Here is a 23,148-nt window from a genome sequence, read left to right as displayed (position 1 = left end):
GCCATCGGGTCGCCCCGTGGGCTCAGCGGTCGCGACGCCACTCGTATGGCGTGGTGGTGGACACCTTCACGAGGCCGGACCGCTCGAGGATGGGGCGCGAGAACTCCGTGGAGTCGCTGTTGAGGTAGCGCTTGCCGTGCGCGAGGGCGGAGCGGGCGCGGGCTGCCGTGAGCGCGCGGTAGATGCCGCGACCCCGGAATCCGGGACGGGTGGCGCCGCCCCAGATCCCGGCGAACTCCGTGCCGCCCACCGGCTCGAGGCGTCCCGCGCTCACGATCTCGCCGTCGACCTCGGCGACCCACATCTCCATGTCGTCGCGGGTCCGCAGGCGGTGCAGGACCTGCTCGAGCATCGAGGCGGCGAACTGCGGCGAGTCGCCGAAGACCTCGGCCTGCATGTCGCACATGGCACGGACGTCGTCCTCGTCGGTGACCTGCCGGACGACCACGTCGTCGGTCAGCTCGACGTCGACGGCGAGCAGCCTCGCCTCGCCGACCATCACCGACTCGGGCTCGTCGGCCACGAACCCGCGGGCCACGAGGGCCTCGTGCAGGCCTGGCGCGTGGTCGTGGCCGCGGGTCTTCCACTCGACGCGGGTGATGGTGGGATCGGCCTCGTAGTGCGCCAGGGCGCCGTCGACGAGCGCCACCACCGAGGCCTCGGTCGCCGGGCGCCCGTCCTGGGCCAAGGTCGAGTAGGTGATGAACCCGCGGCCGCCGAGGAACGTCGCGAGCCGCAACGGACCCAGCCGTTCGACGGCGATCGCCGAGGGCGTCTCGGCCTCGTCACGGAGCTGGTCGTCGTAGGCACGCAGGAGGTCGGCAGGGTTCGTCACGGGGACGAACCTGCCCGCTGCCCGCGCCCGGTGGCAACTGGTTTGTGCTCCCGTCGAGCGGGGCGGCGTCCGCCCTCGGCGAACGCGGGGAAAACTTCTGGCACTCGAGTTGACCGAGTGCTAGTCCGACCCTAGATTTGCGTTGGCACTCAGGTTCGTCGAGTGCTAACGCAGCCAGTCGGTCGACCCCCGCGACGGCGACCGGTAGGCAGCACTCGGCACCACCCGCAGTACCAGCACCATCCACCCTGTCCACTTTCGACATTCCCGAAGGGGAGGTCATCACGTGTCGGTTTCCATCAAGCCGCTCGAAGACCGCATCGTCGTCAAGTCCGTCGAGGCCGAGCAGACCACTGCGTCCGGCCTCGTCATCCCGGACACCGCGAAGGAGAAGCCCCAGGAGGGCGAGGTCCTCGCGATCGGTCCCGGCCGGATCGACGACAACGGCAACCGCGTCCCGCTCGACGTCACCGTCGGCGACCGGGTCATCTACAGCAAGTACGGCGGCACCGAGATCAAGCACGGCGGCCAGGAGTACCTCATCCTGTCCGCTCGCGACATCCTCGCCATCGTCGGCTGACACCTGCACCACTGACAGCACGCCCCGGCGGCCCCGCTGGGGCCAGCCCGGGGCGTGCTGTCGTCGTCAGCCCCGTTCCACCCCGTTCAGCCCCAGCCGGTCCCGGCTGCGCCGTCAGCCGGCATCGCGCTGAAACCCAATGAACACGAAGGACACTCATGGCCAAGACGCTGGAGTTCAACGACTCCGCTCGCAAGTCGCTTGAGCGCGGAGTAGACGCGCTCGCGAACGCAGTCAAGGTGACGCTCGGCCCGAAGGGCCGCAACGTCGTCATCGACAAGAAGTGGGGCGCCCCCACGATCACCAACGATGGTGTGACCATCGCGCGTGAGGTCGAGCTCGAGGACCCGTACGAGAACCTCGGGGCCCAGCTCGCCAAGGAGGTCGCCACCAAGACCAACGACGTCGCGGGTGACGGCACCACCACCGCCACCGTGCTCGCCCAGGCCATGGTCAAGGAGGGCCTGCGCAACGTTGCCGCCGGCGCCGCCCCGTCCGGGCTGAAGCGCGGCATCGACAAGGCCGTCGAGGCCGTGTCCGCCCGTCTGCTCGAGACCGCCCGCGAGATCGAGGGCAAGGAGGAGATCGCCCAGGTCGCCGCGCTCTCCGCGCAGGACCAGGTCATCGGCTCCACCATCGCCGACGCGTTCGACAAGGTCGGCAAGGATGGCGTCATCACCGTCGAGGAGTCCTCGACCGCGACGACCGAGCTCGAGTTCACCGAGGGCATGCAGTTCGACAAGGGCTACATCTCGCCCTACTTCGTCTCCGACGCCGAGCGCATGGAGGCCGTGGTCGAGGATGCCTACATCCTCATCAACCAGGGCAAGATCTCGGCGATCTCCGACGTCCTCCCCGTGCTGGAGAAGGTCGTCAAGTCCGGCAAGCCGCTGCTGATCATCGCCGAGGACATCGACGGCGAGGCGCTGTCGACCCTGGTGGTCAACAAGATCCGCGGCACGTTCAACGTCGTCGCGGTCAAGGCGCCCGGGTTCGGCGACCGCCGCAAGGCCATGCTCCAGGACATCGCCGTCCTCACCGGCGGCCAGGTCATCTCCGAGGAGGTCGGGCTCAAGCTCGACCAGGCCGACCTCGACGTGCTGGGCCAGGCCCGCCGCGTCGTCGTCACCAAGGACAACACGACGATCATCGACGGTGGCGGCGACAAGTCCGACGTCGACGGCCGGGTCAACCAGATCAAGGCCGAGATCGAGCGCACCGACTCCGACTGGGACCGCGAGAAGCTCCAGGAGCGCCTCGCCAAGCTCGCCGGTGGCGTCTGCGTCATCAAGGTCGGTGCCCACACCGAGGTCGAGCTCAAGGAGAAGAAGCACCGCATCGAGGACGCCATCTCGGCGACCCGTGCGGCCATCGAGGAGGGCATCGTCGCCGGTGGCGGCTCCGCCCTCGTCCACGCTTCCTCCGTCATCGACGACCTCGGCCTCGAGGGCGACGAGGCGACCGGTTCGCTCATCGTCAAGAAGGCGTCGGCCGAGCCGCTGCGCTGGATCGCCGAGAACGCCGGTCTCGAGGGCTACGTCGCCGTCTCCAAGGTCTCCGAGCTCGAGCCGGGCAACGGCCTCAACGCGGCGACCGGCGAGTACGTCAACCTGATCAAGGCCGGCGTCATCGACCCGGTCAAGGTCACCCGCTCCGCGCTGCGCAACGCCGCGTCGATCGCGTCGATGGTCCTGACCACCGACACCCTCGTCGTGGAGAAGAAGGAAGAGGAGCCGGAGGCCGCCGCCAGCGGTCACGGCCACGGCCACGGTCACTGACCGAGGCTGACGCGCGCGGGTCACTGCGCGCCATACCTCTCGAAGGCCCGTCCCCACCTCGGTGGGGGCGGGCCTTCGCGCATGTCCTCGGGGACCGCGGCTACACCACCTACGCTACCGAGGGGGGTCCGGACTCGGTCCTGGTGATGGTTCCCACCCCTTGGGTCGACGTGGCCGTGCTGGCGCTCGGGAGCATCTGTGCCGTCCTGGTCATGACGGCCGCCTCCCTGGTGATGCTGTGGTCCAGCACCCGCCCTTCGGAGCTGCGCACCGCGACCTGAGCGAGGTATGGCGTGGGGGTCCGCGCGGTGCGACGCTGGGGAGGTCGTCCTTCGGACGCGCAGGGGGACGGCACCACTCAGTGAGGTGGCCGTGGCGGAGCACGTCGTCGACCGGCCGAGTTTCGACGAGTACGTCGTGGCCCGGGGCGGCGACCTGCTCCGGACCGCGTGGCTCCTGGTGGGCGACGACGCCGCGGCCCTGCGCCTCGTGCGCGCTGCCCTGAACCGGGCGAGGCCGCAGTGGTCGCAGCTGGCCGAGCACGGGGCCGGCTCCTACGACACCGACCTGCGCAGGTTCCTCGTGCAGGCCCACCTGCGGCGCCGCCGCCCGGGCTCACGTGCCGATCCCGAGGGGGAGGGACCGACGACGGCGCAGCACGGCCCGGCAGATGTCGCCGAGCGGACCCGGGCGCTCCGGCTGGAGCCGCTGGACGCACTGACTCGTGTGCAGCGGGTGGTGGTCGTCCTGGTCCTCTTCGACGGACTTTCGCAGGGTCAGGTCGCCGACCTCCTGGACGAGCACGTCGGCAGCGTTCGCCGCCACCTCGCCTCGGCCCTCGCCCTCCTGCACGACAGGTTCGGCCACGACGAGCGCGGTGTGCGGGGGATGCTGGAGTCGCTGGCCCCCAGCGACCCGCCCGTCGACCTGCTGCTGCTCCCGGAGGTGGCGTCGGCGCCCCGGTGGCGCGGGCTGCGCGGGTGGGTGTTCGCGGTCGCGGCCCTGGGGGTCGCCGTCCTCGTCGTCGGCCTGGTGCCCCGGCAACCGGCGGGAGACGCGCGCCCGGCGCCCGGCCCGCCCCCAGCACTGGTGCCCACGGCGTTGTCGTGCGACGGCTCGTCAGGCTCCCCGGGGGTGCCGCGTCCGGTCGTGCCCCCGCTGAGCGCCCACTTCGCCGCAGCCCTCGTGTGTGCCGAGACCGACAGCGCATCGGTATGGAGCGGTGCCCTGCCCCCGGGCGCCCCCGTGACCGACTCGGTGGCCCTGGACTCCCTGACCCCGTCGCCGAGGGGGAGTGGTGCGAGCTGCCCGGACCTCCTGCACGGTCCCGCCTACCGACTCCTCCTGCTGGGTCGGGACGGCTCGACGACGACGTGGGCCAACGAGGACCTCGCCTGCGACGGGTGGCCGGCCCTGGCGCAGTTCTACGTCGCCTCCGCCGAGCAGGCTGCACGGACCAGCCCCCCGAGTGCGGGGTTCCTCGGCTGCCCATCGACGTTGGATGACCCGGTGGACCCCTCAGGAGTCGGTCCCGGGCTGAGGAAGGGGACCGTGCTGGTCGAGGCCACCGCGTGCCTGCACCCCCTGGCGCAGGTGCGGCCACGCGCCATACCGAAGTTCCACCCGGTGCGCGGCAACGTCCTGGGGACCCCGGAGCTCGCCGAGCTCAACGCCGACCTCGCCCGGTCCGGCTCGCGCCGCGCACGTCGGGGTGCCTGCGTCGAGGGTGCGTGGCGCTACGTGATCCGCGCGCGGACCGACAGCGGGCGCCTGGTGGAGCTCAGCAGCGTGTGCGGACGCGAGTTCGCCGTGGACGGACACGCCCGTGACCTGTGGCCGGTCAGCGCCGACACCACGAGCATGCTGCGCGCCCTTCTCGCCGCGAACTAGGGCAGTGCGCCGCCGACCACACGGATCGTCTCGCCCGCGAAGGTGACGCTCTGACCGGGGCGGACCTGGGCGCCGCGACGGACCTCAGGAGATCCGTCGACAAGGACCTCGCCCAGCTCGATGACCGAACGCGCCATGGCGCCGTCGTCGACGACGCCGGCGAGCTTCAGCAGCTGACCGAGCCTGATCGACTCGTCGCGGATGGGGACCTCGTGCTCAGCGCTCACGACAGGTGAGTCTACGAGCGGTCAGCTGGCGGCGGAGACGGCCCGCCCGGAGTAGTGCCGCTCGCGGTCGTCCTCGGTCATCGCACCCCAGACGCCGTACGGCTCGCGGACGCGCAGCGCGTGCTCGCGACAGAGCTGCAGGACGGGGCAGCCGAGACAGACCTCCTTGGCCTCGGAGTCGCGGGACCGGCGGGCCGGGCCGCGTTCACCCTCCGGGTGGAAGAAGACCTCGGGGTTCACCTGGCGGCAGGACCCTTCCATCTGCCAGTCCCACAGGTCGGCCACCGGGCCCGGAAGTCGTGACAACTCAGCCATGTCTTCCCTCAGCTCTCGTGCGGCCACCTGCCGCTCTTCCGGGAACCTACTCGTGGAGACCCTGCGCAAACCTGTTCAGAACGTATGGAGTTGTTCAAGGGCTCGCCACGTCCGAGGCACCCGGCGGGCTGCCTTACGATTGGGCAATGAGCCTTGGGTTTGACGACCGCCTCCCCGAACTCGCCCAGCAGGCCCCCGACGTCGAGGACCACGACCCCTTCGCGAAGCTCGGGTTGACCTACGACGACGTCCTGCTGCTGCCCGGCGAGACCGACGTCATCCCGTCGGACGTCGACACCACGGCGCGGCTGACGCGCGAGATCTCGCTGCGCATCCCCCTGGTCTCGGCGGCGATGGACACCGTCACCGAGTCGCGGATGGCGATCGCCATGGCCCGCCAGGGTGGTCTCGGGGTGCTGCACCGCAACCTGTCCATCGAGGACCAGGCCTACCAGGTCGACCTCGTCAAGCGGACCCAGACGGGGATGATCAGCAACCCCATCGTCATCGGTCCCGACGCGACGCTTGAGGAGCTCGACCGGATCTGTGGCGAGTACCGCGTCTCCGGCCTGCCGGTCGTGCAGCCGGACAACACCCTGATCGGCATGATCACCAACCGCGACCTGCGCTTCACGCCCGTCGCGGAGTGGGCCGGCACGCGGGTGCGCGACGTCATGACCCCCATGCCCCTGGTCACCGGCGCCGTCGGCATCTCCCGCGAGGACGCCACCGCCCTGCTGCGCCAGCACAAGCGCGAGCGCCTGCCGCTGGTCGACGACCAGGGTCGCCTCGCCGGTCTCATCACCGTCAAGGACTTCGTGAAGTCCGAGCAGTTCCCGCACGCCAGCAAGGACGACCACGGCCGGCTCCTCGTCGGTGCCGCCATCGGGTTCTTCGGTGACGCCTGGGAACGCGCCACGACCCTCGTCGAGGCCGGGGTCGACGTCCTCGTCGCCGACACCGCCAACGGTCACGCCCGCCTCATGCTCGACGTGATCCGCCGGCTCAAGGCCGACCCGGCCACGCGCCACGTCCAGGTCATCGGCGGCAACGTCGCGACCCGGGCCGGGGCGCAGGCCCTCGTCGACGCCGGCGCCGACGGCGTCAAGGTCGGCGTCGGACCGGGCTCGATCTGCACCACCCGCGTCGTCGCCGGTGTGGGTGTGCCGCAGGTGACCGCCATCCACGACGCGTCCCTGGCCTGCCGCCGGGCCGGCGTCCCGGTCATCGGCGACGGCGGCCTGCAGTTCTCCGGTGACATCGCCAAGGCCCTCGTGGCCGGTGCCGACACCGTGATGCTCGGGTCGCTGCTGGCGGGCTGCGAGGAGTCTCCCGGCGACCTGATCTTCGTCAACGGCAAGCAGTTCAAGTCCTACCGCGGCATGGGCTCGCTCGGCGCGATGGCCTCGCGCGGCAAGAAGTCGTACTCCAAGGACCGCTACTTCCAGGCTGATGTCGCCAGCGACGACAAGATCGTGCCCGAGGGCATCGAGGGCCAGGTCGCCTACCGCGGCCCGCTCGGCAACGTCGTCCACCAGCTCGTCGGTGGGCTCGCGCAGTCGATGTTCTACGTCGGCGCCAACACCATCCCTGAGCTGCAGGCGCGCGGCAAGTTCGTCCGGATCACCTCGGCGGGGCTCAAGGAGAGCCACCCGCACGACATCCAGATGACCGTCGAGGCACCCAACTACGGCAGCCGCTGACCCTCACTCCGCGTTTGGGGGCAGAACCGTGAGCGGTGCCTCACTGTCGTGCCCCCAAACGCAGGAGCTGTCGGCCCGCGCGCGTTCCGGGGCGCGATCGGGCTTTTCGTGGTGGGCCCCGTGGCCGATAGCCTTGCCCGGTGACTGAGATCGAGATCGGCCGAGGCAAGCGCGGCCGTCGGGCCTACTCCTTCGACGACATCGCCGTCGTCCCGTCCCGCCGCACCCGCGACCCCGAGGAGGTGTCGGTGGGGTGGCAGATCGACGCCTACCACTTCGACATCCCCGTCATCGCGGCGCCGATGGACTCGGTGATGAGCCCCGAGTCGGCCATCAAGCTCGGCAACCTCGGCGGCCTGCCGGTCCTCGACCTCGAGGGCCTGTGGACCCGGTACGACGACCCGTCGCCGCTGCTCGCTGAGATCGCCACGCTCGACCCCGTCACCGCCACCGCGCGGATGCAGGAGATCTACGCCGCCGAGATCCAGCCCGAGCTGATCGTCGAGAGGCTGCGCCAGGTGCGTGCCGCCGGTGTCACCGTGGCCGGCGCCCTGAGCCCGCAGCGCACCCAGCAGTTCTGGAAGCACGTCGTGGACGCCGGGGTCGACCTCTTCGTCATCCGCGGCACCACGGTCAGCGCCGAGCACGTCTCGGGTCGCGCCGAGCCGCTCAACCTCAAGCGCTTCATCTATGAGCTCGACGTCCCCGTCATCGTCGGCGGCGCGGCCTCCTACACGGCCGCGCTGCACCTCATGCGCACCGGTGCCGCCGGTGTCCTCGTCGGGTTCGGCGGGGGAGCGGCGCACACCACGCGCCGCACCCTGGGCATCCACGCCCCGATGGCCAGTGCCATCGCCGACGTCGCCGCGGCCCGGCGCGACTACCTCGACGAGTCCGGCGGCCGCTACGTGCACGTCATCGCCGACGGTGGCATGGGCGACAGCGGTGACATCGTCAAGGCCGTCGCCTGCGGTGCCGATGCCGTCATGCTCGGTGCGGCGCTCGCCCGCGCCACCGACGCACCCGGCCGCGGTCTGCACTGGGGCCCCGAGGCCCACCACCAGGAGCTGCCGCGCGGCTCGCGCGTCGAGGTCGGTGCGGTGGCCCCGCTCGAGCAGATCCTCTTCGGCCCGGGCAGGACGGCCACCGGCCAAACCAACCTCATCGGCGCCCTGCGCCGGGCGATGGCCACGACCGGCTACTCCGACCTCAAGGAGTTCCAGCGGGTCGAGGTCGTGGTGGCGCCCTACCAGGCCACCTGAGTCCAGCCCCGCGTTCACGACGGCGGCCCCACCGGCACGGTCCGGCGGGGTCGCCGTCGTCGTCAGGAGCCGTGAGATCCCGCTAACTTACTACTGGTAATGAAGCGGGGCCGGACCTACGCTGCCCCTATGGCTCCGGACCTCATCGCCGACCCCGAGACCGATCCCACCGCGACGTATGCCGTGGACCCGGCGCTCGTCCGACGGCTGGCCCGGCGGGTGGTCGCCGCCCCGCGCGCGGACCACCACGTGAGCCACACCCCGATGACCGGTGCGCCGCTGGCGTCCCTGCCGTTGTCCACCCGCGAGGACGTCGCCGCGGCCATGGACGCGGCCCGGGCGGCCCAGCGCGCCTGGTCGCGGACCCCGATGGAGGTCCGCGAGCGGATCATGCTGCGCTACCACGACCTCGTCCTCGACCGTCAGGTCGACCTGCTCGACGTCGTCCAGCTCGAGTCGGGCAAGACGCGTGGGCAGGCGTTCGAGGAGGTCGCCGACGTCGCCCTGGTGGCGAGGCACTACGGCCGCTCCGCAGCGGCCTACCTGCGACCGAAGCGGCGAGCTGGGCTCTTCCCCGTGCTCACCCAGACCACCGAGCACCACCACCCGCGCGGGGTCGTGGGCATCGTCAGCCCGTGGAACTACCCGCTGTCCCTGGCGATCACCGATGCCATCCCCGCGATCATGGCCGGCAACGCCGTCGTGCTGCGCCCGGACCTGCAGGCCTCGCTGACCGCGCTGCAGGCCGTGCAGCTGCTCACCGAGGCGGGCCTGCCGGAGTCGGTGCTCCAGGTGGTCCTCGGTGACGGGCCGACCGTGGGCCAGGCCGTCGTGGACCTCGCCGACTACGTCTGCTTCACGGGTTCGACCGCGACCGGGCGCAGCGTCGCCACCTCCGTCGCGGGCCGGCTCGCCGGCTACTCCCTGGAGCTGGGGGGCAAGAACGCGATGTACGTCGCCGACGACGCCGACCTCGACAAGGCCGTCGCCGGAGCGGTTCGCGCGTGCTTCTCCTCGGCCGGCCAGCTGTGCATATCGGTCGAGCGCCTGATCGTGCACGCCGACGTGGCCGACGAGTTCACCGCCCGGCTCGTCGAGGCGGTGGGGTCGATGACCCTGGGGCCGGCGCTGGAGTTCGGCACCGACATGGGCTCGCTGGTCTCGGCGGCCCAGCTCGCCCGCGTCACCGACCACGTCGACGACGCCCGCGCCAAGGGCGCCCGTGTCCTCACCGGCGGGCGCCCCCGCCCCGACCTCGGGCCCTACTTCTACGAGCCGACCGTCCTCGCGGGCGTCACCGCTGCCATGGACGTGCGCGACGACGAGACCTTCGGCCCGGTGGTGTCGATCTACCGCGTCGACAGCGACGACGAGGCGATCCGTCTCGCCAACGACACCGACTACGGCCTCAACGCCTCCGTCTGGACCCGCGACGTGGCTCGTGGCAGGCGGATCGGCACAGCCATCGCGGTCGGCACCGTCAACGTCAACGAGGGGTATGCCGCCGCGTGGGGGAGCGTGGCCGCGCCGATGGGCGGGATGAAGCAGTCCGGCGTCGGCCGCCGACACGGCAGCGAGGGGATCCTCAAGTACACCGAGTCGCAGAACGTCACGGCGCAGTACCTCCTGCCCATCGCCCCCTCGATGGGGCTGTCCGAGGAGTCCTACGCCCGCGTGATGACCGCCGCCCTGCGGACGCTCAAGGCGGTCGGTCGCCGATGAGCACGCCGGTACGGAGCGACTCCAGCCTGCCCGCGGGCAGCCACGTCGACGTCCTCGTCATCGGCTCGGGGTTCGGCGGATCGGTCACCGCCCTGCGGCTGGCCGAGAAGGGGTACCGCGTCCACGTCATCGAGTCCGGTCGCCGGTTCCGTGACGAGGACTTCGCCAAGACCTCGTGGGACGTGCGCAGCTACCTGTGGGCTCCCAGGCTGAAATGCTTTGGGGTGCAACGGATCCACCGCCTGCCGGATGTCATGGTCCTGGCGGGCGCCGGGGTGGGGGGCGGTTCGCTCAACTACGCGAACACCCTCTACGTCCCGCCGGAGTCGTTCTTCCGTGACCCGCAGTGGAGCGACATCACCGACTGGCAGGCCGAGCTCGAGCAGCACTACTCGACGGCCTCGGCGATGCTCGGCGTCGTCACCAACCCGTGCGAGGGCATCGTCGAGGACGTCATGCGGCGCACCGCGGAGGACCTGGGCGTCGGGGACACCTTCCGCAAGACCCCGACCGGCGTCTTCTACGGCATGCCCGGCCGCAGGGTCCCCGACCCCTACTTCGGTGGTGCGGGTCCCGAGCGCACCGGCTGCACCCAGTGCGGCAACTGCATGGTCGGCTGCCGGGTCGGTGCCAAGAACACCCTGGTGAAGAACTACCTCGCGCTCGCGGAGAACCTCGGCGCCACCATCGAACCGATGCGCACCGTCGTGCGCGTCGCCCCCCGCCGTCGGGGCGGGTATGCCGTGACGCACGAGGCCACCGGTGCCTGGTTGCGGCGCGAGCGCCGGACCGTCACGGCCGACCAGGTCGTCTTCGCGGGCGGGACCTGGGGCACGCAGAAGCTCCTGCACACGCTGCGCCAGAACGGCGCGCTGCCACGACTCTCCTCACGACTGGGCCACCTGACCCGCACCAACTCCGAGGCCCTCAACGGCGTGATGGTCGAGAAGGTCCCGCGCGGCGAGGACCTGTCCAGGGGTGTGGCGATCACCTCGTCGTTCCACCCGACCGCCGACACCCACGTCGAGAACTGCCGCTACGGGCCGGGCTCCAACCTCATGGGCGCGATGGCGACGATCCTCGTCCCGGGGGACCGGCTGCCCCGGCCGCTGCAGTTCCTCGTCGAGGCGGCCAAGCACCCGGTGGTCTTCGCGCGGTCACTGTCGCAGTACCGCTGGAGCGAGCGCACCGTCATCGGGCTGATCATGCAGAGCCGCGACAACTCGTTGCAGGTCATCGGGACCCGCGGACGTCTCGGCGGTCGCGGCCTCACCTCCCGCCAGGGCCACGGTGAGCCCAACCCGACCTACATCCCCGCCGGGCAGGAGGCTATGAAGGCCCTGGCCGTCCGGCTCTCCGAGGCCACCGGGCTGCGCGCCTTCGCCGGCGGCAGCATCGGCGAGGTCGTCAACATCCCCATGACCGCCCACTTCCTCGGCGGGGTCCCGATCGGCTCGAGCCCCGACCGTGGGGTCGTCGACGGCTACCAGCGGGTCTGGAACTACCCCGACCTGCACGTCGTCGACGGCTCGGCGATCTCGGCGAACCTCGGGGTCAACCCGTCGCTGAGCATCACCGCCCAGGCCGAGCGGGCGATGTCGTTGTGGCCCAATAAGGGTGAGCACGACCCGCGACCGCAGCAGGGCGACGGCTACCTCGCGCTCGAGCCGGTCAAGGCGGCCCGCCCCGCGGTGACGAGGTTCGGAGCGGCTTAAGGGCCGCAGATGTCGGAGACGGCGGTTAAAGGGACCCCTGCTTCCCTCAACCGCCGTCCCTGATGGTGTGGCTGGAGATGAGCCGGGGGTGGGATCTCCAGCCACACCACCCGGCCCAACGAACCCCGTGACCTGGGGTTACGCGTTCTCCCCGGATTTGTGCGGTCCGCCCCCCGCGGAGACCCCTGCGCGGGCCGAAGCCGCGCGCGCCCCACCGGCGGGTGACCCGCCAGCGGGTGCCTCGTCGCGCCAGGAGGCCCACAGCGCGGCATACGCACCGCCGGCGGCGACCAGCTCGTCGTGGGTGCCGATCTCGCTGACGAGGCCGTCCTCCACGACGGCGACCCGGTCGGCGTCGTGGGCGGTGTGCAGTCGGTGCGCGATGGCCACGACCGTCCGACCCTGCACCACCGCGGCCAGCGACCGCTCGAGGTGCCGGGCGGCGCGCGGGTCGAGCAGCGAGGTCGCCTCGTCCAGGACGAGGGTGTGCGGGTCGGCCAGCACCAGTCGCGCCAGCGCGAGCTGCTGCGACTGGGCCTCGGTCAGGACGTGTCCGCCGCTGCCCACGACGGTGTCCAGCCCGTCCGGCAGACCCTCGGCCCAAGCCAGGGCGTCCACCGCCCGCAACGCCTCGGCGAGCTCGTCACGGGTGGCCTGCGGGCGGGCCAGCAGGAGGTTGTCGACCAGGGAGCCCACGAACACGTGGTGCTCCTGCGTGACCAGGGCGACCTCGCCGCGGAGCTCGCCCAGCTCGAGGTCGACCAGCGGCACGCCACCGACGTCGATCCGGCCCTCGCGAGGGCCGTCGACACCGGCCATGAGGCGACCGAGGGTGGACTTGCCGGCTCCCGAGGGACCCACGATCGCGAGGCGCTCGCCGGGGTGCAGGTCGAGGCTCACCCCGTGGAGCACGTCGTGCCCGGGACGGTAGGAGTAGCGGACGTCGTCGACCGACAGGTCGGATCCGTCGGGGTGCTCGCCCGTGGCGGTGCGGTCCGGCGGGACGGACCCCACACCGATCACGCGGGCCAAGGACGTCGCCCCGACCTGGATCTCGTCGAGCCAGCTGAGTACCTCGTCGAGGGGGCCCACCATCTGCTGGACGTAGAGGGTCACCGCGGTGGCGGCGCCGGCGGTGATGTTGCCGTTCATGGCCAGCCACCCGCCCCAGAGGACCGCCGCAGCCGTCGGCACGTAGTAGCCGAAGACCACCGACGGGAACCACCGCAACCGCAGGCCGAGGGTGTAGCGCTCGGCGCGGTAGCACTCGCGCAGCGCCTCGTGGAACCGGTGGCGACGGACTGCGGCCAGCGACAGTGCGTCGATCGTCCGCGCGCCGTCGACGGTCTCGGTGACGACCCCGTTGAGCGAGGCGTAGGTGGCGCGCTCCCAGAGGTAGCCGTTGGCGGCATACCGCAGGTAGCGCCGCGTGGAGAACCAGTAGAACGGCAGCCCGGCGAGGATGGCCAGGCTCGCCAGGGGCGAGGTGAACAGGGCCGCGACGATGGTCATCGCGACCGTCATCACGGCGACGAACAACGAGGGGATGCCGAATCGCACCACGTGCGAGAGCGCCTCGACGTCGTTGGTGGTGCGCGCCACGAGGTCACCGGTGCCGGCCCGCTCGACGGTCGACAGCGGCAGGTTCACCGCGCGGGCGACGAACTGTTCGCGCAGCTGGGCGAACACCGTCTCCCCGAGGATGAACGACAACCGGCGCGCAGCCCAGGTCAGACCGGTCTGCGCGACGACGGCGACGGCCAGGCCGACGGCGATCCGGTCCACGGCGCCCAGGCTGCCGCGGCCGCTGACCTCGTCGACCAGCCGACCGACCAGCCACGGAGCGGCGAGGGCGGCCAGCGCGGCGAGGGCGTGCAGGGCGAGGACGCGGCTGAGCAGCCCGCGGTGGCTGCCCATCAGCTCACGGGTGTGCTCCCAGACCGCGCGGGAGTCGGCGACCGGAAGGGTGCGCCGGGTGGGGTCGGTCCGGACCTCGTCGGGATGGGTCTGGCCGCTCACGACTCGTCCTCCTCGGTGCGCAGCACGACGCGGCGGTATGCGGCGTGCCCCAGCAGGTCGCGGTGCGTGCCGCGGGCGGCCACCAGGCCGTCCTCGAGCAGCACCACCTCGTCTGCGTGGCCCAGCAGCAGCGGGCTCACGGTGGTCACCACGGTGGTGCGGCCGCGGCGGTGGTCGGCGAGGCGCTCGGCGATCCGGGACTCGGTGTGGGCGTCCACCGCGCTGGTCGGCTCGACGAGGACGAGGACCGGGGCCTCGGTGAGCAGCGCGCGGGCCAGCGCGAGCCGCTGGCGCTGGCCGCCGGAGTAGGACCGGCCGCGCTCCTCGACGGTGCCGTCGAGGCCGTCGGGCAGGGCCTCGAGGAGGTCGGTGGCGCTCGCGGCCTCCAGCGCCCGGAGCACCCGCGCGTCGGCGTGGTCGGTGCCACCGGTGTGGCCGTCACGAGCGCCGGCCCCGAGGAGCTGGTCCCGCACGACCCCGGTGAACAGCCTGGGGTCCGGCTCGCTGACGACCACGCGGCGGCGGACGTCCCCGATCGCGAGGTCGTCGAGGCGCGTGCCGCCCCACGTCGTCTGGTGCGGGCCGGGGCCGTGGCGCCCGAGCCGGTCGGCGACTGCCGCCGACTCCTCGGGCCGCGCCGAGACGATCGCGGTGAGCAGCCCGCCGCGGACGACGGTGCCCGAGAGCGGGTCGGCGAGGTCGGCCTGGTCCCCAGGTGCAGCAGCGGTGCCTGCGCGCGTCGCGTCGTGGTCGGGGGTGACAGCCAGCACCCGCAGCACCTTGTCGGCAGCGATGTGCGCCCGGATGCCGCGGTCGACGATCTCGATGGCGGTCTGCAGCGGCATGGTGAGGAAGGCGGTGTACCCGTAGAAGGCCACCAGCTGGCCCGCGGAGATCTCACCCGCGATGGCCTGCCGGGCGCCGAGCCAGGTGACGAGCACGACGAAGATGCCGGGCAGCAGCACCTGGGCGGAGTCGAGGGCGGCCTGGATGCCGGCGACGTGCACCCCGCGGTGGCGGACCCGCTGCGACTGCTCCTCGTAGCGGCGCAGGAAGGTCTGCTCACCACCGATGCCGCGCAGCACCCGCAGCCCGGCGACGGTGTCGGCGCCGAGCGTGGTCAGTCGCCCGGCCTCCTCCCGCTGCAAGGCCTGCCGGCGCTGCAGCGGCCGCACGATGAGGGTGAGGCTGGCCAGCATGACCGGGCCACCGGCGAGCACGAGCCAGCCCAGTGGGGGCGAGGCGGCGAGCAGGATCGCCCCGACCACGACGTAGCTGGTGACCGCACCGGCGAACCGGCCCATCGCGTCATACAGGCCGCCGAGGCGCATGACGTCGTTGGCGAACACCGTGACCACCTCGCCGGCCGGCATGACCCTGGTGAGCACCGGGCCGGCCCGCTCGGCGCCCTCGGCGGTGAGCTGGGCGCTGCGGTAGGAGGCGTAGAGCCAGTTGTGGACCGCGAAGAAGTGGCGGGCCGCGGCGGTGGATGCGGCGATCGCCCCGAGCACCAGCAGGGCCAGCGCCCATTTCACGAGACCACCGAGGTCGCCGGGGACGATGCCCTCGTCGACACCCTTGCCGAGGGCCGCGGGGATCAGCGCGATCGAGACCATCCACACCATGCCGGTGAGGGCGCCGAGGAGCTGGGTGCGCCACTGCTCGCGACCGATCCACACCATGAACCGCAGCGTGCTGCGGGTGTCGGGTCGGCCGGGATCGGGGAAGGGGATCTCGCGCATCAGGGTCCCCACGGTAGGGGTGGGCACCGACGAGCCGACACCGGTTTTCCGGGCGGCGCCGCCGCCTGGTCGCCCGGCCCGCCCCGCGCAGGGCCCACGTGAGGACTTCCGAGGGCGCCCGGTGCGCCTGCCGTCCCCGTCGACGGGGGCTGCCTACCATGGCGGCGTGTCACCCTCGGCGCCCACCCGAAGAACCCGTCTCGACGACAAGTACGTCCGGCGGCGGATCGCGGCTGCCACAGCCGCCGTCGTCTTCCTGGGCGGGGCCTCGTTCGCGGTCAGCCAGGTGGGCGGCCTGTTCGGGAGCGACCACGTCGAGGCCGCGCCCGCACGGCCCGTCGCCCAGGCGCAGGCCAAGGCGCCGGTCGTGCCGACGCCAACGAGGACGCCGAAGGTCGCCGCCCCCAAGCCGAGCCCCGCCGTCCCGCAGGGCGGGGCCGGGAGCACCGCGGCGGAGACCGCGCTCGTGCGCACGATGCGGCTCACCGGCAACCTCACCCCGAAGTCGGTGGTCGCGTCCCCGTCGGGTCTGGTGGTCGCCCAGAACATGATGTACAGCCACTCCGTGGCCGCCTTCGGGGCGGACGGTGCCCTGCTCGCGACGATCAAGGACTCGGTCGACCTCGCGAAGTTCGGGATCAAGGGACACCCCGGCACCACCAAGGGCGCCCCCGTCGAGGCCGCCTTCACCAAGGACGGCAAGCACGCGTGGATCTCCAACTACTCGATGTATGGCGCGGGGTACGGCCCCGAGGGCCTGGACAGCTGCCGCGCCGGTGACGGCACCTCGACCAGCACCGTCTACCGCGTCGACACCGCCACCTTCGCGATCGACCGGGTCGTCGAGGTCGGCGCCGTCCCCAAGTACGTCGCCGTGACCCCGGACGACAAGACCGTCCTGGTGACCAACTGGTGCTCCTGGGACCTGTCGGTGATCGACATCGCCACGAACCGTGAGGTGTCCCGGATCCCGCTCGGTGGCGCCTACCCGCGAGGCATCGTCGTCGCCCCGGACAGCCGCACCGCGTACGTCGCGCTGATGGGCTCGGACCGCATCGTCACCGTCGACCTGCGCACCAAGGCCGTGAAGCGGTTCGCCACCACCGGCAACGGGCCGCGGCACATCGTCCTCAGCCCCGACGCGAAGTACCTCTACGTCACCAACAACGGCTCCGGCACGGTCGCCAAGCTCGACCGGTCGACGGGGGCGGTGCTCGCGACCACGCACGTCGGCAACCAGCCCCGGTCCCTGACCATCTCCTCCGACGGCACCGCCATCTACTCGGTCAACTACGAGTCGTCGACGGTGAGCAAGATGCGCACGAGCGACCTCAAGATCATCGGCGAGGTCGCCACCGACCAGCACCCGATCGGCATCACCTACGAGCCGACGCGCAAGGCCGTCTGGGTCGCCTGCTACGGCGGGAGCATCCTCGTCTTCGACGACTCGAGGCGTCCCGTAGCCTGACGAGGTGCTGCGAACCGCCCTCAAGCCCCGTTGGCTGGGACTGTTCGCCCTGCTCGTCCTCATCATCGTGACGTTCACCCAGCTGGGCCTGTGGCAGCTGCACGTCGCCCAGGACAAGGGGCTCGCCGACGCGCTGCGCAAGGCCCACGAGGCCAGACCTGCCCTGGTCGACACCGTCATCCGACCCCACGAGGCGTTCCCGAACCCCCAGTCGAACCGTGCCGTCACCGCGGTCGGCGAGTACGTCCCGGCCGACCAGTTCCTCGTCGGCCCGCGCCGACTCGACGGGCGGCAGGGCTACTGGGTCGTGACGCCGCTGGTCGTCGCGGAGACCGGCGCCCGCCTCGCCGTCGTGCGCGGGTTCGTCAGCGACCCGGCCGCGGCCGGCCGGGCGCCGGCGGGCGAGGTGTCGGTCGACGGCTCGCTCGCCCCGGGGGAGTCGCCGTCCGTCGCTCCTGCGGCGCTGCCGGCCGCGGGGCCGGAGGTGCTGGGGTCGGTCGACCTGTCGATCCTGGTCAACCGCTGGCCGGGCGACCTCTACAACGCGTTCGTCTTCGCCCAGTCCGAGAAGTCCGCCACGGGCGCCGGGATCGCGCCCGCCGAGGGCCTGCACCGGGTGCCGCCACCCGAGGTGACGGGCGGGCTCAAGTGGCGCAACGCGGCATACGCGCTGCAGTGGTGGGTCTTCGCGGGGTTCGCCGCGTTCATGTGGTTCAGGATGGTGCGCGATGATGCGCAGCATGAGCGAGAGGACGAACATGTCGGCTGAGGTCACGAGCATCAAGGACGTCGAGGCTGCTGAGAAGGCGCTGAAGATCTTCAAGGTCATGGCGTTCGTCGTCGGGATCGGCCTGCTGCTGCTGGTGGCAGAGGTGGTGATGTCCTACGGCTTCGACATGAAGGGCGACCGCAACCCCCTCAACTGGTGGCCGCAGCCGCACGGCTTCATCTACATGGGCTACCTCGCAGCGACGGCCAACCTGGGGTTCAAGATCCGCTGGGGCCTGGGGAAGATGGTGCTGGTGATGCTCGCCGGTGTCGTGCCGTTCCTGTCCTTCTGGGCCGAGCGCAAGGTCGCCGCCGAGGTCGAGGGTCGGCTGGCTGCCGCACGCCGGTAGCCTTGCCCCGTGAGCGACGCCCCTGTGAGCAACACCCCCGCCGGTGACACCACCGACATCACCCAGGCCCAGGACGACGACCGCGTGGAGGCGTCGGACGGTGCCCGGGCGGAGGTCGACTCGACGCCGCTGCAGGCGCAGCCTGTGCTGGTCGTCGACTTCGGCGCTCAGTACGCCCAGCTGATCGCGCGCCGGGTCCGTGAGGCCAACATCTACAGCGAGGTCGTCCCGCACACGATGCCGGTCGACGAGATGCTTGCCAAGGGTCCCGCGGCGATCGTGCTCTCCGGTGGGCCCTCGTCGGTCTACGCCGAGGGTGCCCCCTCCCTCGACCCGGCGCTGCTCGAGGCCGGTGTCCCGGTCTTCGGCATGTGCTACGGCTTCCAGGCGATGGCCCAGGCGATGGGCGGCACGGTCGCGCACACCGGACTGCGTGAGTACGGCTCCACCCCGGCGTCGGTCTCCGACACCGGCTCCACCCTCTTCAACGGTCAGCCCACCTCCCAGTCGGTGTGGATGAGCCACGGCGACTCGGTCACCCAGGCGCCGTCGGGTATGCGCGTGACCGCGTCCACCGCCGGTGCGCCCGTCGCCGCGTTCGAGGACGACGAGCGCCAGCTGTATGGCGTGCAGTGGCACCCCGAGGTCATGCACTCGACCTTCGGCCAACGGGTGCTCGAGAACTTCCTCTACCGCGGCGCCAAGCTCGAGGGTGACTGGACGGCGGCCAACGTCGTCGAGGAGCTCGTCGGCGCGATCCGCGACAAGGTCGGCGAGTCCCGCGTGCTGTGCGCCCTGTCCGGTGGGGTCGACTCGTCCGTCGCAGCTGCCCTGGTGCAGAAGGCCGTCGGCGACCAGCTGACCTGCGTCTTCGTCGACCACGGCCTGCTGAGGCAGGGGGAGGCCGAGCAGGTCGAGAAGGAGTTCGTCGCCGCCACCGGGGTCGACCTCGTCGTCGTGGATGCTCGCGAACAGTTCCTCAACGCCTTGGCCGGGGTGTCCGACCCCGAGCAGAAGCGCAAGATCATCGGCCGCGAGTTCATCCGGGTCTTCGAGCAGGCCGCGCGCGACGTCGTCGGCTCGCGCGGTGACTCCGACCACCCGGTGGAGTTCCTCGTGCAGGGCACGCTCTACCCCGACGTCGTCGAGTCCGGTGGCGGCACCGGTGCGGCCAACATCAAGTCACACCACAACGTGGGCGGACTCCCGGACGACCTGCAGTTCAAGCTCGTCGAGCCGCTGCGGTCGCTGTTCAAGGACGAGGTGCGCCAGGTCGGGCTCGAGCTGGGTGTGCCCGAGGCGATCGTGTGGCGCCAGCCGTTCCCCGGCCCCGGCCTCGGCATCCGCATCGTCGGCGAGGTGACCGCCGAGCGGCTTTCCATTCTTCGTGCGGCGGACGCCATCGCCCGGCACGAGCTCTCGGCCGCTGGTCTGGACCGCGACATCTGGCAGTGCCCGGTGGTGCTGCTCGGTGACGTGCGTTCGGTCGGGGTGCAGGGTGACGGCCGCACCTACGGCCACCCCGTGGTCCTGCGCCCGGTGTCCTCCGAGGACGCCATGACCGCCGACTGGACGCGGGTGCCCTACGAGGTGCTTGCCAAGATCTCCACGCGGATCACCAACGAGGTGCGTGAGATCAACCGCGTGGTGCTCGACGTGACGAGCAAGCCCCCGGGCACCATCGAGTGGGAGTGACCCGGTCGTGCCTGACGTCGGCACGTCGGGCGGCGCGGTGACCGGCCGCGAGTCCGGCGGTGGGTCCGGCGCGTCGACCGCCGGCGGATCCGGCGCCGTCACCCCGATGGAGATGCTCAGCCGGGCCGTGATGCGGCACGTGCTCATCGGACCGCCGCTCAAGCTCCTCACCCGGCTGCGCGTCGAGGGTCGCGAGAACGTGCCGCGCGAGGGCGCCCTGATCGTCGCCTCCAACCACCTGTCGTTCATCGACTCGATCGTCATCCCGCTCGCCTGCGCCCGGCAGGTGCACTTCCTGGGCAAGGCGGAGTACTTCCAGGGTCGGGGCCTGCGTGGTGCCGCGGTGCGGTGGTTCCACTCCACCGGCGGCACCATCCCGGTCGACCGCGCCGACCCCCGTGCCGCTGCGGGCTCGCTCGGCCTGGCCGAGGACGTCCTGCGTCGCGGTGAGGCCTTCGGCGTCTACCCCGAAGGCACGAGGTCGCCCGATGGTCGCCTCCACCGGGGGCGCACAGGCGTCGCCCGTATGGCGCTGAGCACCGGCGCCACGCTGCTCCCGTGCGCGGTCATCGGGACCGACAAGGTCCAGCCTCCCGGCTCCAACGGCTTTCGGCCCGGAAAGGTGACCGTCCGCTTCGGCCAGCCGATCGATGTTGCCGGGCTGGGGGAGCGGTACCAGAAGGCCGCACTCCTGCGGGCCGTGACGGACGCGACCATGGACGCCATCGCCGAGCTGTCCGGCCAGGAACGCTCCGACCAGTACGCCTCGGACGTCAAGGCGGCCATGGCTGCCGGCTCCCAGGACTGAGCACCCGCCTTACCGTCCTGAATGCCAGCGACGAGGTCGCCCTTTCCGCCGCGAGGTGGGCTGGATTGTCGCGAACGAGGGCTGGATCCCGCCTCGAGGCACCACCACGATTTCGGCAACCCGCCGGCATCCAAGGTGGCAGGCGGATATGTTGCGCTCAACTAAGGGGATGTAGCGACGAGATGACCGACACCACAAACGCTCCAGCCGGCTGGTACCCGCAGGCTGATGGACAGCAGAGGTACTGGAATGGCGAATCGTGGACTGAGCACGTTGCGCCGGGTGGGCCGACCAAACCAACTGGCCAGTCATCATCGGAGCCTACGAAGTTGGCTGGGCCTGGTAGCCGGCGCTTCGGCAAGGCCGCGGCATTCGGTTGGGGAGGTTTGGCCTTTACCGCTCTGCTCGGCGCCCTGAGTTCCGGCTTTAGCGGCGCCACAATCTTGGCTGGGCTTTTCGCCCTGGTGCTTGGGGTAGTCGCCTTGGCTCGCGGCCGCGTTGGTTGGGCCGGATTGGGTAGCCGCCGGGCGGGTGGGGTCGCGATCGGTGCGGCCTTGGCTCTACTCACCATCGGTGCAGTGGCCGCACCCCCGGCCACCCCCACTGCTACTGGTTTGGCCCTGACGAGCCGCGGCACTGCACCCACCACAGACGCCGCAGCCGATGCAGCGGCTCAGGCGGCCGCAGCCGAAAGGACAGCAGCGGACTCTGCTGCCGCCGCTGCAGCGGACAAAGCCGCAGCGGACGCTGCGGCGAAGGCCACGGCCGACGCAGCTGCTGCGACCGCGAAGGCAGCTTCCGACGCCGCAGCCAAGACTGCGAGGGATGCTGCAGCAAAGCAAGCAAAGGCGGTGGCCGCAGCATCTGCAAAGGCTCAAGCTGCAGCCCAGGCGAAGGCTGCAGCCCAGGCGAAGGCTGCGGCTAAGGCGAAGGCTGCGGCTAAGGCGAAGACTGCGGCTAAGGCGAAAGCAGCAGCAGAGGCGAAGGCGAAGGCAGTTGCATCCCCGCCGCCACCTCCGCCAGCCGCCACGTCCTACGACAACTGCACTGACATGCATGCCGACTACAAGGGTGGCGTGGCGCTGCCCGGTGCAGTCGATCACCGCAGCAGTGGTGGCCACGCCAATTACGCGCCTGTGTACAGTCGCTCGCTTTACGAGGCGAACTCTGGCAGCGACCGCGACGGCGACGGGATCGCCTGCGAAGCGTGATTTGAAGCTCGGTCTGGTGACTCACGCTCGGTGCGGACCGCCCCGGCCGGGACGTTCCTGAAGGCATTTAGAGTCTTTGGCAGGGTGATTGGTGCACACGTCGGGTGCGCCAAAGGGCGCCAACCCAGATTCAAACCTGACTGAGCGAGTGGCAGATGCCCACGAACACTAGGGCGATTGGGGATCCCTGCTTGTTATGAGCGTCGCGCCCGCGTCATATCGCCGCCTGTCGGGTGCCCAACTCCTTTGAGCAGTGCGCCAACCCGCGAAGGTCATGGCGGTCGCCAGGTCGCCGAGCGCCTGTTGTGAGAAAGCGCTGAGGGCTCCAACCCGGTCCAGTCGCTTCGCTAGCATCGGCTCCCGCGCTCGGTGACTTGGAATGGCATCGGCCTTAAGGACGACCAGCTCGGCTGACGATACGAATGGGGAGGCGAAGCGCCCATGGGCGGTGGAGGAGAACGCCACGAGGGCGTTTTGAAGGAGTGGAACGACGCACGAGGCTTCGGCTTCATTGAGCCACCGGACGGTGGAGCTGGCGTCTTCGTTCACATCAGTGCCTTCCCTCGTGGACGGCGGCCCGCCTCTGGTCGCAAGGTGTCCTACGTCCTTGGTCAGGACGAGCTCAAACGGCCACGCGCCCTTCAGGTGACGTACGTCGGCCGTCAACCAGCGGGTGCGCCAGGGCTTGGCCCGATCGCCTCGGCGCTGACAGTCGTCTCGCTGTTCGTGGCTGTCCTGCTCGGCCTCTTGCTGCTCGGGGAGGTACCGAGCGCACTGCTGGCCGCCTATGCCGTTCTTAGCGGCGTCGCGCTCATCATGTACCGCGTCGACAAAGTGGCAGCCGTCAATGGGCAGTGGCGGACCTCGGAGGCGACGTTGCACGTCATCGCCCTGCTGGGTGGGTGGCCAGGTGCTCTGGTGGCGCGGAGGGTCTTTCGACACAAGACGACGAAGGAGCCGTTCCGCAGCATCTTCTGGTGCACGGTGGTCGCGAACTGCGTAGCCTTGGCCGGCTTCGTGCTGGACGTGCCCATTGCTGAGCTCTGGTCTGAATGAGGCG

Annotated in this window: 20 protein-coding genes and 1 pseudogene; 16 read left to right on the top strand and 5 right to left on the bottom strand. The window is 71.0% G+C overall.

Going from position 1 to position 23,148, the window contains the following annotated elements; genetic code table 11:
- Positions 1-22: 22 nt before the first annotated feature.
- Entirely contained in the window at positions 23-835 is an 813-nt protein-coding gene (locus tag ABEG17_RS04555; RefSeq protein WP_406832098.1) for a GNAT family N-acetyltransferase, read from the bottom strand.
- A gap of 286 nt (positions 836-1,121) precedes the next feature.
- Between ABEG17_RS04555 and groES the strand changes: the two genes are divergently transcribed.
- The 4 genes from groES to ABEG17_RS04535 all read left to right on the top strand — a co-directional run bounded on the left by groES (position 1,122) and on the right by ABEG17_RS04535 (position 5,083).
- On the top strand, positions 1,122-1,415 hold the full coding sequence (groES, locus tag ABEG17_RS04550; protein ID WP_344193413.1) for a co-chaperone GroES: 294 nt from the start codon (positions 1,122-1,124) through the stop codon (positions 1,413-1,415).
- A gap of 158 nt (positions 1,416-1,573) precedes the next feature.
- Entirely contained in the window at positions 1,574-3,193 is a 1,620-nt protein-coding gene (groL, locus tag ABEG17_RS04545; RefSeq protein WP_406832097.1) for a chaperonin GroEL, read from the top strand.
- Between the two features lie 146 nt (positions 3,194-3,339).
- Complete coding sequence (locus ABEG17_RS04540; RefSeq protein WP_406832096.1) at positions 3,340-3,474, top strand: hypothetical protein; 135 nt, start codon at positions 3,340-3,342, stop codon at positions 3,472-3,474.
- A 91-nt stretch (positions 3,475-3,565) separates the two neighbouring features.
- Positions 3,566-5,083, top strand: coding sequence for a sigma factor-like helix-turn-helix DNA-binding protein (locus ABEG17_RS04535; protein WP_406832095.1), 1,518 nt, complete (start codon positions 3,566-3,568; stop codon positions 5,081-5,083).
- Here ABEG17_RS04535 and ABEG17_RS04530 read toward each other — a convergent pair.
- Both ABEG17_RS04530 and ABEG17_RS04525 read right to left on the bottom strand, forming a co-directional pair.
- On the bottom strand, positions 5,080-5,310 hold the full coding sequence (locus ABEG17_RS04530) for an RNA-binding S4 domain-containing protein (protein ID WP_406832094.1): 231 nt from the start codon (positions 5,308-5,310) through the stop codon (positions 5,080-5,082). The genes ABEG17_RS04535 and ABEG17_RS04530 overlap by 4 nt on opposite strands.
- 21 nt (positions 5,311-5,331) lie before the next feature.
- Positions 5,332-5,625, bottom strand: a complete 294-nt coding sequence (locus ABEG17_RS04525) for a WhiB family transcriptional regulator (RefSeq protein ID WP_406832093.1) — start codon at positions 5,623-5,625, stop codon at positions 5,332-5,334.
- Positions 5,626-5,771: 146 nt separating this feature from the next.
- Between ABEG17_RS04525 and guaB the strand changes: the two genes are divergently transcribed.
- The 4 genes from guaB to ABEG17_RS04505 all read left to right on the top strand — a co-directional run bounded on the left by guaB (position 5,772) and on the right by ABEG17_RS04505 (position 12,027).
- Positions 5,772-7,328: an IMP dehydrogenase gene (gene guaB / locus ABEG17_RS04520; protein ID WP_406832092.1), complete on the top strand. Its 1,557-nt coding sequence runs from the start codon at positions 5,772-5,774 to the stop codon at positions 7,326-7,328.
- A 140-nt stretch (positions 7,329-7,468) separates the two neighbouring features.
- A complete protein-coding gene (locus ABEG17_RS04515) occupies positions 7,469-8,590 on the top strand; it encodes a GuaB3 family IMP dehydrogenase-related protein (RefSeq protein ID WP_406832091.1) in 1,122 nt (373 codons plus the stop codon).
- Between the two features lie 129 nt (positions 8,591-8,719).
- Positions 8,720-10,312, top strand: coding sequence for a succinic semialdehyde dehydrogenase (locus ABEG17_RS04510; protein WP_406832090.1), 1,593 nt, complete (start codon positions 8,720-8,722; stop codon positions 10,310-10,312).
- On the top strand, positions 10,309-12,027 hold the full coding sequence (locus tag ABEG17_RS04505; RefSeq protein WP_406832089.1) for a GMC oxidoreductase: 1,719 nt from the start codon (positions 10,309-10,311) through the stop codon (positions 12,025-12,027). The genes ABEG17_RS04510 and ABEG17_RS04505 overlap by 4 nt, the downstream gene beginning before the upstream one ends.
- Before the next feature lie 138 nt (positions 12,028-12,165).
- Here ABEG17_RS04505 and ABEG17_RS04500 read toward each other — a convergent pair whose 3' ends face one another.
- Positions 12,166-13,944, bottom strand: coding sequence for an ABC transporter ATP-binding protein (locus ABEG17_RS04500; RefSeq protein WP_406833131.1), 1,779 nt, complete (start codon positions 13,942-13,944; stop codon positions 12,166-12,168).
- Positions 13,945-14,042: 98 nt separating this feature from the next.
- Entirely contained in the window at positions 14,043-15,788 is a 1,746-nt protein-coding gene (locus tag ABEG17_RS04495; RefSeq protein WP_406832088.1) for an ABC transporter ATP-binding protein, read from the bottom strand.
- A 166-nt stretch (positions 15,789-15,954) separates the two neighbouring features.
- Here ABEG17_RS04495 and ABEG17_RS04490 point away from each other — a divergent pair, with 166 nt between their 5' ends.
- The 8 genes and pseudogenes from ABEG17_RS04490 (at position 15,955) to ABEG17_RS04455 (ending at position 23,144) form a co-directional block, all read left to right on the top strand.
- A complete protein-coding gene (locus ABEG17_RS04490) occupies positions 15,955-17,256 on the top strand; it encodes a YncE family protein (protein WP_406832087.1) in 1,302 nt (433 codons plus the stop codon).
- 4 nt (positions 17,257-17,260) lie between these two features.
- The gene (locus tag ABEG17_RS04485; protein WP_406832086.1) at positions 17,261-18,025 is read left to right on the top strand and encodes an SURF1 family protein; all 765 of its coding nucleotides are present in this window, start codon (positions 17,261-17,263) and stop codon (positions 18,023-18,025) included.
- The gene (locus tag ABEG17_RS04480; RefSeq protein ID WP_406832085.1) at positions 17,997-18,374 is read left to right on the top strand and encodes a DUF3817 domain-containing protein; all 378 of its coding nucleotides are present in this window, start codon (positions 17,997-17,999) and stop codon (positions 18,372-18,374) included. Before ABEG17_RS04485 ends, ABEG17_RS04480 begins: the two co-directional genes overlap by 29 nt.
- Positions 18,375-18,458: 84 nt before the next feature.
- The gene (guaA, locus tag ABEG17_RS04475) at positions 18,459-20,069 is read left to right on the top strand and encodes a glutamine-hydrolyzing GMP synthase (protein WP_406833130.1); all 1,611 of its coding nucleotides are present in this window, start codon (positions 18,459-18,461) and stop codon (positions 20,067-20,069) included.
- Between the two features lie 7 nt (positions 20,070-20,076).
- On the top strand, positions 20,077-20,877 hold the full coding sequence (locus ABEG17_RS04470; protein WP_406832084.1) for a lysophospholipid acyltransferase family protein: 801 nt from the start codon (positions 20,077-20,079) through the stop codon (positions 20,875-20,877).
- Positions 20,878-21,059: 182 nt separating this feature from the next.
- Positions 21,060-21,164: pseudogene (locus tag ABEG17_RS04465) on the top strand (DUF2510 domain-containing protein); the annotation flags it as partial.
- 564 nt (positions 21,165-21,728) lie between these two features.
- Complete coding sequence (locus ABEG17_RS04460) at positions 21,729-22,088, top strand: excalibur calcium-binding domain-containing protein (protein WP_406833129.1); 360 nt, start codon at positions 21,729-21,731, stop codon at positions 22,086-22,088.
- Between the two features lie 441 nt (positions 22,089-22,529).
- Positions 22,530-23,144, top strand: a complete 615-nt coding sequence (locus ABEG17_RS04455) for a DUF1294 domain-containing protein (protein ID WP_406832083.1) — start codon at positions 22,530-22,532, stop codon at positions 23,142-23,144.
- Positions 23,145-23,148: the final 4 nt, after the last annotated feature.

The organism is Pedococcus sp. KACC 23699, from assembly GCF_045348425.1.
GTDB lineage: Bacteria > Actinomycetota > Actinomycetes > Actinomycetales > Dermatophilaceae > Pedococcus.
This window is presented reverse-complemented; position numbering and strand designations above follow the sequence as displayed.